Annotated in this window: 12 protein-coding genes; 10 read left to right on the forward strand and 2 right to left on the reverse strand. The window is 60.7% G+C overall.

The window, feature by feature from the left end; all coding sequences use genetic code 11:
* Positions 1-54: 54 nt before the first annotated feature.
* The 9 genes from ACVWXD_RS18195 (at position 55) to pdeM (ending at position 10,281) form a co-directional block, all read left to right on the forward strand.
* Positions 55-1,059, forward strand: a complete 1,005-nt coding sequence (locus ACVWXD_RS18195; RefSeq protein WP_260366660.1) for a ligase-associated DNA damage response exonuclease — start codon at positions 55-57, stop codon at positions 1,057-1,059.
* Positions 1,056-2,690 carry an ATP-dependent DNA ligase gene (locus tag ACVWXD_RS18200; RefSeq protein ID WP_457371234.1) on the forward strand — a complete coding sequence of 545 codons (1,635 nt, stop codon included), beginning with the start codon at positions 1,056-1,058 and terminating at the stop codon, positions 2,688-2,690. The genes ACVWXD_RS18195 and ACVWXD_RS18200 overlap by 4 nt, the downstream gene beginning before the upstream one ends.
* A 229-nt stretch (positions 2,691-2,919) precedes the next feature.
* The gene (locus ACVWXD_RS18205; RefSeq protein WP_032891615.1) at positions 2,920-3,699 is read left to right on the forward strand and encodes a transporter substrate-binding domain-containing protein; all 780 of its coding nucleotides are present in this window, start codon (positions 2,920-2,922) and stop codon (positions 3,697-3,699) included.
* A gap of 57 nt (positions 3,700-3,756) precedes the next feature.
* Positions 3,757-4,485, forward strand: a complete 729-nt coding sequence (locus ACVWXD_RS18210) for an ABC transporter permease (RefSeq protein WP_032891617.1) — start codon at positions 3,757-3,759, stop codon at positions 4,483-4,485.
* Complete coding sequence (locus ACVWXD_RS18215; RefSeq protein ID WP_032891620.1) at positions 4,482-5,192, forward strand: ABC transporter permease; 711 nt, start codon at positions 4,482-4,484, stop codon at positions 5,190-5,192. Before ACVWXD_RS18210 ends, ACVWXD_RS18215 begins: the two co-directional genes overlap by 4 nt.
* A gap of 9 nt (positions 5,193-5,201) precedes the next feature.
* Positions 5,202-6,320 carry a succinylglutamate desuccinylase/aspartoacylase family protein gene (locus ACVWXD_RS18220; RefSeq protein ID WP_457371235.1) on the forward strand — a complete coding sequence of 373 codons (1,119 nt, stop codon included), beginning with the start codon at positions 5,202-5,204 and terminating at the stop codon, positions 6,318-6,320.
* A 13-nt stretch (positions 6,321-6,333) separates the two neighbouring features.
* The gene (locus tag ACVWXD_RS18225) at positions 6,334-7,098 is read left to right on the forward strand and encodes an ABC transporter ATP-binding protein (protein ID WP_032891624.1); all 765 of its coding nucleotides are present in this window, start codon (positions 6,334-6,336) and stop codon (positions 7,096-7,098) included.
* Positions 7,099-7,156: 58 nt separating this feature from the next.
* Positions 7,157-9,631 carry a ligase-associated DNA damage response DEXH box helicase gene (locus ACVWXD_RS18230; protein ID WP_099601281.1) on the forward strand — a complete coding sequence of 825 codons (2,475 nt, stop codon included), beginning with the start codon at positions 7,157-7,159 and terminating at the stop codon, positions 9,629-9,631.
* Positions 9,628-10,281: a ligase-associated DNA damage response endonuclease PdeM gene (gene pdeM / locus ACVWXD_RS18235; protein ID WP_457371236.1), complete on the forward strand. Its 654-nt coding sequence runs from the start codon at positions 9,628-9,630 to the stop codon at positions 10,279-10,281. The genes ACVWXD_RS18230 and pdeM overlap by 4 nt, the downstream gene beginning before the upstream one ends.
* A 23-nt stretch (positions 10,282-10,304) precedes the next feature.
* Here the strand turns inward: pdeM and ACVWXD_RS18240 are convergent, their stop codons facing one another.
* Both ACVWXD_RS18240 and dcd read right to left on the reverse strand, forming a co-directional pair.
* A complete protein-coding gene (locus ACVWXD_RS18240; protein ID WP_181642727.1) occupies positions 10,305-10,502 on the reverse strand; it encodes a hypothetical protein in 198 nt (65 codons plus the stop codon).
* A gap of 107 nt (positions 10,503-10,609) precedes the next feature.
* Positions 10,610-11,176: a dCTP deaminase gene (gene dcd, locus ACVWXD_RS18245; protein WP_003172320.1), complete on the reverse strand. Its 567-nt coding sequence runs from the start codon at positions 11,174-11,176 to the stop codon at positions 10,610-10,612.
* Between the two features lie 388 nt (positions 11,177-11,564).
* Between dcd and ACVWXD_RS18250 the strand changes: the two genes are divergently transcribed.
* Positions 11,565-11,774, forward strand: coding sequence for a cold-shock protein (locus tag ACVWXD_RS18250; protein ID WP_002554837.1), 210 nt, complete (start codon positions 11,565-11,567; stop codon positions 11,772-11,774).
* The last annotated feature ends 12 nt before the right edge of the window (positions 11,775-11,786 follow it).

Consider the following 11,786-nt stretch of genomic DNA (forward strand, 5'->3'; position numbering starts at 1 on the left):
TTCTCCAGGTTCATTCTCCTCCTACTGATAAGCCCATCGCCCACGGCACACCCCATGGACCTTGTCATCGCCCGCCCTGAAGGTCTCTACTGCCCCGCCGGTGATTTCTACATCGACCCTTGGCGCCCGGTAGAACGCTCCGTCATCACCCACGCCCACGGCGACCACGCCCGCACCGGCAACCAGCATTACCTGGCCGCCGCGCCCGGCGAAGGCATCCTGCGCTCGCGCCTGGGACAGGACATCAACCTGCAAACCCTGGCTTACGGCGAGAAACTGCAGCATCACGGCGTGACGTTGAGTTTCCATCCGGCCGGGCATGTGCTCGGCTCAGCCCAGGTGCGCCTGGAATACCAAGGTGAAGTCTGGGTGGCGTCTGGCGATTACAAAGTCGAGCCTGATGGCACCTGCGCGCCCTTCGAACCGGTGCGTTGCCACACCTTTATCACCGAATCCACCTTTGGCCTGCCGATCTACCGGTGGCAGCCCCAGGCGCAGATTTTTGCCGGGATCAACGATTGGTGGCAGGCCAATATCACTGCCGGCAAGGCCAGCGTGTTGTACTGCTATTCCTTCGGCAAAGCCCAGCGCATCCTGCATGGCATCGACGCCAGCATCGGCCCGATCCTCAGCCACGGCGCAGTCGAACCGCTGAACCGGGTGTACCGCGAGGCCGGCGTCTACATTCCCGAGACGCTCTACGCCGGTGACTTCACCAAGACCGACCCGCTGCTGCGCCAAGCCCTGATCATTGCCCCGCCCTCCGCCGGCGGCAGCAGTTGGATCAAGCGTTTCGGCGACTACAGCGACGCGTTCGCCAGCGGCTGGATGCGCCTGCGCGGCACACGGCGGCGGCGCGGTGTGGACCGAGGTTTTGTGCTCTCGGACCACGCCGACTGGCCCGGTTTGTTGTGGGCCATCGAACAAACCGGCGCGGAACGGGTGATGGTGACCCACGGCTCAGTCGGCGTATTGGTGCGCCACTTGCGGGAAAAAGGCCTGGACGCCCAGGGTTTCACCACCGAGTACGGTGACGACGAAGAAGAGGTCAGCGCATGAAGGCCTTCGCCGAGCTGTACGCCAACCTCGACGCCACCACTTCCAGTAACGCCAAGCTCGCGGCCCTGCAAGCCTACGTCCTGAAGGCGCCGCCTGAGGATGCGGCATGGGCAGTGTATTTCCTGTCCGGCGGACGCCCTCGACAACTGGTGCCGACGCGCCTGCTGCGGGACATGGCCACCGAAGCGTCCGGCATCGAGCCTTGGCTGTTCGAAGAGAGCTATCAGTCGGTGGGAGACCTGGCCGAAACGATTTCCCTGCTGCTGCCGGAATCAACCTACACCTCAGAAGACGGCCTTGCCGTATGGCTGGAAGAAAAACTCCTGCCCTTGCGCGGCCTCTCACCTCAGGACCTGGCAGAGCGCCTGCCAGCGTTATGGGCACAGCTGGATCAACCGAGCCTGATGGTGTGCATCAAATTGATCACCGGCAGCTTTCGTGTGGGCGTCTCCAAATTGCTGGTCACCCGCGCCCTTGCCGCCATGGCCGGGCTGGACAGCAAACGCGTGGCCCAGCGGCTGGTGGGCTACACCGATCTGTCCAACCGCCCGACACCCCAGGGCTACCTCAAACTGATCGCCGCAGAATCGTCCGACGAACATGCGCAACGCGGCGGTCAGCCGTATCCGTTTTTTCTTGCTCACGGGTTGTCGCAGCCGGTAGAGCAATTCGATGCATTGCTTGGCTCCCCAGCCGACTGGCAGGTGGAGTGGAAGTGGGACGGCATTCGAGCGCAAGTGGTCAAGCGCGAGGGGCGCCTGTGGGTCTGGTCCAGGGGTGAAGAATTGGTGACTGACCGTTTTCCCGAACTTCACAGCCTGGTAAGTGGCCTGCCCGATGGCACGGTGATCGACGGCGAAATCGTGGTGTGGAAAGAATCAGTGCAACCCTTCGCTCTGTTGCAGCAGCGTATCGGTCGCAAGACCCTGAGCAAAAAAGTCCTTGAGGATGCGCCGGTAGCGGTGCTGGCCTACGACCTGCTGGAACATGCGGGCGACGACTGGCGCAACCACACCCAGGCCGAGCGCCGCGCACAGTTGGAACAGGTGATTGCTGTGTGCAACCAACCGGTATTGCAGCCCTCACCGCTGCTGACGGGTGCAACTTGGCAGGACCTTGCGCAGCAACGCGAAGCCTCCCGCAGCCTCGGCGTCGAGGGCATGATGCTCAAGAATCGCCAAGGCCTGTATGGCGTCGGCCGCACCAAGGACATGGGCCTGTGGTGGAAGTGGAAAGTCGACCCGTTCAGCGTCGACGCCGTGTTGATCTACGCCCAGCGCGGCCATGGCCGGCGCGCCAGCCTCTACAGCGACTACACCTTTGCCGTGTGGGACGGCCCGCCCGGCAGCGAGCGCAGCCTGGTGCCGTTTGCCAAGGCCTATTCCGGATTGACCGACGAGGAGATGCGCAAGGTCGACGCGATTGTGCGCAAGACTACGGTGGAGAAGTTCGGCCCGGTCAGCAGCGTCACGCCAAGTATGGTGTTCGAGTTGGGGTTTGAGGGGATCGCCCTGTCCAAGCGGCATAAAAGCGGGATTGCGGTGCGCTTTCCGCGGATGTTGCGGTGGCGCCAGGACAAGGCGGTAGAGGAAGCCGACAGCCTCGCCACTCTGCAAGATCTCCTGGCCTGACGTAACGCCCGCTCCCAGGTTTTAATTTCCGTATGACTCGTAATGGTGCACTCATTTTCCGATGCCCACTTTCGGGCATCTCCTACACTCAAGATTCCCTCTGCCCACCTTTTAAAACGATCATTCGGAACTATGGTGCAGAAATTGCTACTTGTGTTCCGTCTGACACCGTTCAGTAACAGTCCTAAACGCGCCACAAGCGCTTATCTTGGTTTCCAGGGATTACATAATGAAAAAAGCATTGCTGACCCTTTCTGCACTGGCTCTGTGCATGGCCGCCGGTACCGCGCTGGCCAAGGAATACAAGGAATTGCGTTTTGGTGTCGATCCGTCCTACGCGCCCTTCGAATCCAAAGCTGCTGACGGCAGCCTTGTGGGCTTCGATATCGATCTGGGCAATGCCATCTGTGCCGAGCTGAAGGTCAAGTGCAAGTGGGTCGAAAGCGACTTCGACGGCATGATCCCAGGCCTGAAGGCCAACAAGTTCGACGGCGTGATCTCGTCCATGACCGTGACCCCGGTGCGTGAAAAGGCCATCGACTTCTCCAACGAGCTGTTCTCCGGCCCAACCTCGCTGGTGTTCAAGAAAGGCGCTGGCTTCTCGACACCTGAGTCGCTCAAAGGCAAGTCCGTGGGCTACGAGCAAGGCACCATCCAGGAAGCCTATGCCAAGGCTGTGCTGGACAAGGCCGGTGTGACCACCAAGGCCTACGCCAACCAGGACCAGGTTTATGCTGACCTGACTTCCGGCCGTCTCGACGCTTCCGTACAGGACATGCTGCAAGCCGAACTCGGTTTCCTGAAGTCGCCAGCCGGTGCCGGCTACGAAGTCAGCGCAGCTATTGACGACCCATTGCTGCCGTCGAAAACCGCGATCGGTATCAAAAAAGGTAACACTGAACTCAAGGCGCTTTTGGATAAAGGTATCAAAGCGTTACACGATGATGGCACCTACGCCACTATCCAGAAGAAACACTTTGGCGATCTGAACCTGTACAGCGGCAAATAATGCCCGGGGCGCCCCTCCAGTGGAGGGGCGCTTTTTTATCGCCATAGGTCCTGATTTATGTTCGAAGATCTGTTGCAAACCCTCGGGCTGAGCGCGTTCAGCTTGAAGGGTTTCGGCCCGCTGTTGCTGCAAGGCACCTGGATGACCCTCAAGTTGTCGGTGTTGTCCCTGGCCGTCAGCGTGTTGCTGGGCCTGCTCGGCGCCAGCGCCAAACTCTCCAGCCTGCCCTTCCTGCGCATTCCCGCCCAGCTCTACACCACGTTGATCCGTGGCGTACCCGACTTGGTGCTGATGCTGCTGATTTTTTACAGCCTGCAAACCTGGCTTACCGGCCTGACCGACTTTATGGAATGGGAATACATCGAGATCGACCCATTCAGCGCCGGGGTGATCACCCTGGGCTTTATCTACGGTGCCTACTTCACCGAGACCTTTCGCGGCGCGATCCTCGCCGTGCCCCGTGGCCAGTTGGAAGCCGCCACTGCCTATGGGCTCAAGCGCGGGCAACGCTTTCGCTACGTGACCTTCCCGCAGATGATGCGCTTCGCCCTGCCGGGCATCGGCAATAACTGGATGGTGATGCTCAAGGCCACCGCACTGGTATCGATCATCGGCTTGGCGGACTTGGTCAAGGCGGCCCAGGACGCGGGTAAAAGCACTTATCAGTTGTTTTATTTCCTGGTGCTGGCCGCGCTGATCTACCTGGTGATCACCAGCGTCTCCAACTTTGTCTTGCGCCGTCTTGAACGTCGCTACTCCGCAGGCTCCCGGGAGGCGGTGCGATGATCGAACTCTTGCAGGAATACTGGCGCCCGTTCCTTTACAGCGACGGCCAACACATTACTGGCCTGGCCATGACCATGTGGTTGCTCAGCGCCGCACTGGTGATCGGCTTTCTGGTGTCGATCCCGCTGTCCATCGCCCGCGTGTCGCGCAACCCGCTGGTACGCTGGCCGGTGCAGTTCTACACCTACCTGTTTCGTGGCACACCGCTCTATATCCAGTTGCTGATCTGCTACACCGGCATCTACAGCATCGCCGCCGTGCGCGAACAACCGGTACTGGATGCGTTCTTTCGCGATGCAATGAACTGCACGATCCTGGCCTTCGCCCTTAACACCTGCGCCTACACCACGGAGATTTTCGCCGGGTCCATCCGCAGCATGGCCCACGGCGAAGTCGAGGCGGCCAAGGCCTACGGGCTCAGCGGCTGGAAGCTGTACGCCTATGTGATCATGCCGTCCGCACTGCGCCGTTCGCTGCCGTACTACAGCAACGAAGTGATCCTGATGCTGCATTCGACCACCGTGGCGTTTACCGCGACGATTCCGGACATCCTCAAAGTGGCGCGAGATGCCAACTCGGCGACCTTCATGACCTTTCAATCGTTCGGCATTGCCGCGCTGATCTACCTCGCCGTGACCTTTGCCCTGGTCGGCCTGTTTCGGCTGGCGGAACGTCGCTGGCTGGCCTTTCTCGGGCCGAGCCATTAAGGAGCCTTCATGCGTCATCAGCTACATGAACTGATTGCGCCGGTGCCAGGCACGGCGCGGCAAATCCACAGTTTCCACTTCGGCCCGCAGCAGGCCGCAGGCAAGGTTTACATCCAGTCGTCGCTGCATGCCGATGAGCTGCCCGGCATGCTGGTGGCCTGGCACTTAAAGATGCGCCTCGCCGAATTGGCGGCGGCTGGGCGGCTGTTGAGCGAGATCGTGTTGGTGCCCATCGCCAACCCGGTGGGCCTGGAACAGGTGTTGATGGATATCCCCCTGGGCCGCTACGAGTTGGAGAGCGGGCAGAACTTCAATCGCCTGTTTGTCGACCTCAGTGATGAGGTGGGCAACCAGGTCGAGGCGCTGCTCGGAGATGATCCGCAACACAATGTCGAACTGATTCGCGCCTCATTGAGCACCGCCTTGGCCGGGCAAACCGCCGCAACCCAGTTGCAGTCTCAACGACTGGTACTGCAGCGCCTGGCCTGCGACGCCGACATGGTGCTGGACCTGCATTGCGACTTCGAAGCCGTGGCGCACCTGTACACCACACCAGAGGCCTGGCCGCGGGTGGAGCCGTTGGCGCGCTATATAGGCTCGGAAGCCAACTTGCTGGCCACCGACTCCGGCGGGCAGTCTTTCGATGAGTGCTTCACCCTGGTCTGGTGGCAGTTGCAGCAACGTTTTGCCGGACGCTTTCCGATTCCCATGGGCAGCTTTTCGGTAACCGTCGAACTGCGCGGCCAGGGCGACGTCAACCACGGCCTGGCCAGCCTCGATTGCCAGGCGATCATCGATTACCTGATTCACTTCGGCGCAATTGCCGGCGACCCTGCACCGCTGCCCGACCTGCCCTACCCGGCCACGCCCCTGGCAGGCGTCGAACCCGTGGCGACGCCGGTGGGCGGCCTGTTGGTGTTCAGCGCCCTGCCCGGTGAATACCTGGAAGCCGGGCAACTGATCGCTGAGATCATCGACCCCATTACCGACCGCGTAACGCCCGTGCACTGCCACAACGCAGGCCTGCTTTACGCCCGCTCGCTACGCCGCATGGCCACTGCGGGGATGGTCATCGGCCATGTCGCAGGCTCAGAGGCCTATCGCAGCGGCTATCTACTTTCGCCTTGAGGATGCACGCCCCATGTACAAATTGACCGTTGAAGGCCTGCATAAAAGCTATGGCGACAATGAGGTGCTCAGAGGTGTCTCGCTCAAGGCCAAGACCGGAGATGTGATCAGCCTGATCGGCGCCAGCGGCTCGGGCAAAAGCACCTTTTTGCGCTGCATCAATTTTCTGGAAACCCCCAACGACGGCGCCATGACCCTCGACGGCAAACAGATCCGCATGGTCAACGACCGCCACGGCATGCGCGTAGCCGACGACGCCGAATTGCAGCGCCTGCGCACGCGGCTGGCGATGGTCTTCCAGCACTTCAACCTGTGGAGCCATATGAGCGTGCTGGAAAACATCACCATGGCCCCGCGCCGGGTATTGGGTTGCAGCAAGAAAGACGCCGAGGACCGTGCTCGCCGCTATCTGGACAAGGTCGGCCTTCCGGCACGGGTGGCCGACCAGTACCCGGCGTTTCTCTCCGGTGGTCAGCAGCAACGCGTGGCCATCGCCCGCGCGTTGGCCATGGAGCCGGAAGTGATGCTGTTCGACGAACCCACCTCAGCCCTGGACCCGGAACTGGTGGGTGAAGTGTTGAAGGTGATCCAGGGGCTGGCTGAGGAAGGCCGCACCATGATCATGGTCACCCATGAGATGAGCTTTGCGCGCAAGGTGTCGAACCAGGTGCTGTTCCTGCACAAGGGCATGGTCGAAGAGCAAGGCGCGCCTGAGGATGTGTTGGGCAACCCGAAGAGCGAGCGCTTGCAGCAGTTCCTGAGTGGCAATCTGAAGTAAACCTTTGCTGTGCCGGGAGGGTCTGTGGGAATAGACCCTCCAGAGCGTCAGGCACCGCATGGCAAAACCCCACGACTTCGCCAAGACATGGTTCGCCGCCAAGGGCTGGAAGCCGTTCGACTTCCAGAAAGCGGTTTGGACGGCGGTCAAAGATGGCCAGTCCGGGCTGCTGCACGCCAGCACCGGCGCCGGTAAAACCTATGCGCTGTGGTTTGCCGCCCTCAATCGCTTCGCCAACATCCGCCCGCCTGCTACGGGCAAACGCAAACCGCCTGCCGAGCCCCTCACCGTCCTGTGGATCACGCCGATGCGTGCGCTGGCCGCCGACACGGCTCGCGCCCTTGAAGCGCCGCTGGCGACCTTGCAGATTCCCTGGAGTGTCGGCCTGCGCACGGGCGATACCAGCAGCAGCGAGCGCGCCCGGCAAACCCGCCGCCAACCCACCGCTCTGATCACCACCCCGGAAAGCCTGACGCTGATGCTCGCCCGCGCCGACAGCGAGTCGAGCCTGGCGCACCTGCGCATGGTGGTGGTGGATGAATGGCATGAGCTGATCGGTAACAAGCGCGGCGTGCAGTTGCAATTGGCGTTGGCGAGGCTGCGGCGCTGGCATCCGGATCTGATGGTGTGGGGCATTTCGGCGACCCTGGGTAATCAGGCCCACGCGCTTGAGGTTTTGGTCCCACAAGGCGGTGCAATCAATGTGCAGGGGCAAACGGCCAAATCCCTAAAAGTCGACACCTTGTTGCCGCTGGTTACCGAGCGTTTTCCCTGGGCCGGGCATATCGGTTTGAAGATGTTGCCGCAGGTGGTCGCCGAGGTGGAGGCCAGCAGCAGTTGCCTGGTGTTTACCAACACGCGGGCGCAGTCGGAAATCTGGTACCAGGCCTTACTGGAGGCGCGGCCCGATTGGGCTGGATTGATTGCCCTGCACCACGGCTCGCTGTCCCGGGAAACCCGCGATTGGGTAGAGCGCGCCTTAAAAGACGGCCAGCTTAAAGCGGTGGTGTGCACTTCCAGCCTGGACCTTGGGGTGGATTTTTTACCGGTGGAGCGGGTACTGCAGATCGGTTCGGCCAAAGGTATCGCCCGCCTGATGCAACGCGCCGGGCGCTCCGGCCACGCGCCGGGGCGACCGTCGAGGGTGACGCTGGTGCCGACCCACAGCCTGGAGCTGGTTGAGGCTGCGGCAGCCCAGGATGCAATTGCAGCGCGACGCATCGAAGCCCGCGAATCGCCCTACAAACCGTTGGATGTACTCGTACAACATTTGGTGAGCATGGCCTTGGGCGGTGGCTTTACACCGGATGCCTTGCTGGCGGAAGTGCGCGGCGCCTGGGCGTATCGCGACCTTACGGATGCGGACTGGGCCTGGGCGCTGGGATTTGTGCGCCATGGCGGCTTGTCGCTCACCGCTTATCCGGATTACCGCCGTGTGGAGCCCGACGAGCATGGCATCTGGCGCGTCCCCGACGCTCGGTTGGCGCGGCGCCATCGCATGAGCGTAGGCACCATTGTCAGCGACGCGAGTATCCAGCTGAAGTTCTGGAGCAAAGGCGGCGGCGGCAAGAATCTGGGCAGTGTGGAGGAAGGTTTTATCGCACGGCTCAAGCCCGGCGATGGTTTTCTGTTCGCCGGACGTCTGCTGGAGCTGGTGCGGGTAGAAAACATGACCGCTTACGTACGCCGCAGTACCGCAAAAAAGGCAGCCGTACCGCGCTGGAATGGCGGGCGTATGCCGCTTTCCAATGAACTGGCCCAGGCCGTGGTGGAGCGCTTTGACGCTGCGGCCCATGGGCGTTTCGACGGCCCCGAGATGCGGGCGGTGCAACCGTTGTTGCAGACGCAGTTGCGCTGGTCCGGCCTGCCGACACGGGAACACTTGTTGGCCGAAGTGCTGAAGTCCCGGGAGGGGTGGCATCTGTTTCTATACCCGTTTGCCGGGCGTCAGGTGCATTTGGGGCTGGCGAGTTTGCTCGCCTGGCGGGTCAGCCAAGGGCAGGCGGTGACCTTCTCCATTGCCGTCAATGACTATGGTCTGGAGCTACTGAGCGCCACGCCGTTGGATTGGACAGTGTTGCTGAACGAGACCCTGCTTAGTCCGGCGAATTTGCTGACGGATGTAGCCGCCAGCCTGAATGCCGGGGAACTGGCGCTGCGGCGCTTTCGTGAAATCGCCCGTATCGCCGGGCTGGTGTTTGCCGGTTACCCCGGTGCGCCGAAAAGTACGCGGCAGGTGCAGGCGTCCAGTGGATTGTTCTTTGAAGTGTTCAAGCAATATGACCCGCAAAACCTGTTGCTGGCCCAGGCAGGGGAAGAAGTCCTGCGTGACGAGTTGGATATTCGCCGACTCGAAGAGACCTTGCTTCGGTTATCGGCGCTGAAAATGGATGTGTATGTGATCGAACGTCCAACGCCCCTGGCGTTCCCGCTGCTGGTGGAGCGGATGCGCGAAAGCATGAGTTCGGAAAAACTTTCAGAGCGCATTGCGCGGATGGTCAAGGACTTGGAAAAAGTTGCGGAGAAACGATGACGCATTGCTCGGTGACGCTTGGGGGCGAAGAACTGTGGTTGCTGGCGGACAAAGCGGTTTACTGGCCTGCGCGCCAGTGCCTGTTGATTGCCGATGCGCACTTTGGCAAGGCATCGGCCTATCGAAGCCTGGGGCAACCGGTGCCACAAGGCACGACCTCCGACAATCTGCAACGATTGGACCGCGTGTTAAACGCCCTGCCGTGCGCGCAGGTGATCTTTCTCGGCGACTTTCTGCATGGTCCAGGCTCCCACGCCAGCGGCACGCTGAGCGCACTGAGAAGCTGGCGAGCGCGCCACAGCGACCTGGCGATGACCTTAATCCGCGGCAATCACGATAAACGCGCGGGTGACCCGCCTGCCGACTTGAGGATCGAAGTGGTTCCTGAACCCCTGCTGATGGGCCCATTCGCCCTGCAACACGAACCGGACGCCCATGCCAGCCACCTTGTGTTGGCGGGGCATGTGCACCCGGTGTATCGCTTGCGCGGCAAGGGCCGGCAAAGCCTACGCCTACCGTGCTTCCTGCTGAGCTCGAGCGTCAGCCTGTTGCCGGCGTTTGGCGCGTTTACGGGCGGATATACCGTGGAGCAAGACAATGATCACCAAATCTTTGTGATTGGCGACCGTCAGGTCTGGCCAGTTGGCTGAAACACCGACTGGCCTGGCTGGTATCAAGCGACAGGTGCGGGTGGCGGCTCGTCCGGAAGAGTCGGCTCGCCGGGTTCGGTGGGCTGCGGGTAATCCGGCTCGGGTTGGCCAGGGATGCCGCCCGCGTAAGCGGGATCGGCCATCAGGGCCCAGGCCAGAACACCAATCTGGTTGGGTTCAAGCCGGGCAAGTTCTGCGCTGATTCGCGGGTCGATCTTCATAAGGTACTCCTCAAGCGTGGCCCGACGCGTTTTGCACGCGCCGAGGCAGTACACCCAATAGAGTCACTTTCTTCGGACTAATTCCCTTTACGCGTAGGACCTTTCGATCAAGCGCGTGGCAAGGTGACGCCGCGCTGGCCTTGGTACTTGCCTGCGCGGTCTTTGTAGGACACTTCACAGGCCTCATCAGACTGAAGGAACAGCATCTGCGCTACGCCTTCGTTGGCGTAGATCTTGGCCGGCAGCGTGGTGGTGTTGGAGAACTCCAGGGTCACGTGACCTTCCCACTCAGGCTCAAGCGGCGTCACGTTGACGATAATGCCGCAACGCGCGTAGGTGCTTTTACCCAGGCAGATGGTCAGTACGTCACGCGGAATACGGAAGAACTCCACGGTGCGCGCCAGGGCGAAGGAGTTTGGCGGAATGATGCACACGTCGCTCTTGACGTCGACGAAACTCTTTTCGTCGAAGTTCTTCGGATCGACGATTGCCGAGTTGATGTTGGTGAACACCTTGAACTCATCGGCGCAACGTACATCGTAGCCGTAGCTGGAAACGCCGTACGAAATCACTCGGTCATCGCCTTCACCACGAATCTGGCGCTCGACGAACGGTTCGATCATGCCGTGCTCTTGCGCCATGCGGCGAATCCACTTGTCCGATTTGATGCTCATGGCGGGTGTCCTGAATAGCGAGGTGGAAAAATTCTGTGTGGCATCTTACCGGGGCCGGCGTTGGGGTTCAAAGGCCGTGGGGCTTTTCTTGATCAATACCCCGCCGTTTATAAGGCGCAACCAACGGGGCCGGGGCCGAACTGCCGGATCAGGGGTCTGTAAACACCACCGCCAGTCACGAAAATAGAGAAACCTTCGGAAATACCATTGGCACGTTCCGGAAAAAGGGTTAAGGTGGCGCCACTGTGCTGCTTGTGTCACTGAGAATCTCTACACGATATGTTGAATTTCGATCCAACCATCTCCAAGAATTTTTCCTGCTCTTTGCACTCAGTCTCGGCCAGGGCTTTTCCTGAGTCGCAGTTAACTTTGTCCAAGGAGATACACCATGTCTAATCGCCAAACTGGTACCGTTAAGTGGTTCAACGATGAAAAAGGCTTCGGCTTCATCACTCCACAATCCGGTGACGACCTGTTCGTTCACTTCAAAGCTATCCAATCCGACGGCTTCAAAAGCCTGAAAGAAGGCCAACAGGTTTCTTTCATCGCTACCCGCGGTCAGAAAGGCATGCAAGCTGAAGAAGTTCAAGTTATCTAACTTGTACTGACT

The sequence above is a fragment of the Pseudomonas sp. TE3911 genome, assembly GCF_054062775.1.

Coding starts and splice junctions, on each gene's coding strand:
- ACVWXD_RS18250 (WP_002554837.1), top strand. CDS start 11,565: ATGTCTAATCGCCAAACTGGTACCGTTAAGTGGTTCAACGATGAAAAA.
- ACVWXD_RS18230 (WP_099601281.1), top strand. CDS start 7,157: ATGGCAAAACCCCACGACTTCGCCAAGACATGGTTCGCCGCCAAGGGC.
- ACVWXD_RS18225 (WP_032891624.1), top strand. CDS start 6,334: ATGTACAAATTGACCGTTGAAGGCCTGCATAAAAGCTATGGCGACAAT.
- ACVWXD_RS18240 (WP_181642727.1), bottom strand. CDS start 10,502: ATGAAGATCGACCCGCGAATCAGCGCAGAACTTGCCCGGCTTGAACCC.
- ACVWXD_RS18195 (WP_260366660.1), top strand. CDS start 55: ATGGACCTTGTCATCGCCCGCCCTGAAGGTCTCTACTGCCCCGCCGGT.
- ACVWXD_RS18210 (WP_032891617.1), top strand. CDS start 3,757: ATGTTCGAAGATCTGTTGCAAACCCTCGGGCTGAGCGCGTTCAGCTTG.
- ACVWXD_RS18200 (WP_457371234.1), top strand. CDS start 1,056: ATGAAGGCCTTCGCCGAGCTGTACGCCAACCTCGACGCCACCACTTCC.
- pdeM (WP_457371236.1), top strand. CDS start 9,628: ATGACGCATTGCTCGGTGACGCTTGGGGGCGAAGAACTGTGGTTGCTG.
- ACVWXD_RS18205 (WP_032891615.1), top strand. CDS start 2,920: ATGAAAAAAGCATTGCTGACCCTTTCTGCACTGGCTCTGTGCATGGCC.
- ACVWXD_RS18220 (WP_457371235.1), top strand. CDS start 5,202: ATGCGTCATCAGCTACATGAACTGATTGCGCCGGTGCCAGGCACGGCG.
- dcd (WP_003172320.1), bottom strand. CDS start 11,176: ATGAGCATCAAATCGGACAAGTGGATTCGCCGCATGGCGCAAGAGCAC.
- ACVWXD_RS18215 (WP_032891620.1), top strand. CDS start 4,482: ATGATCGAACTCTTGCAGGAATACTGGCGCCCGTTCCTTTACAGCGAC.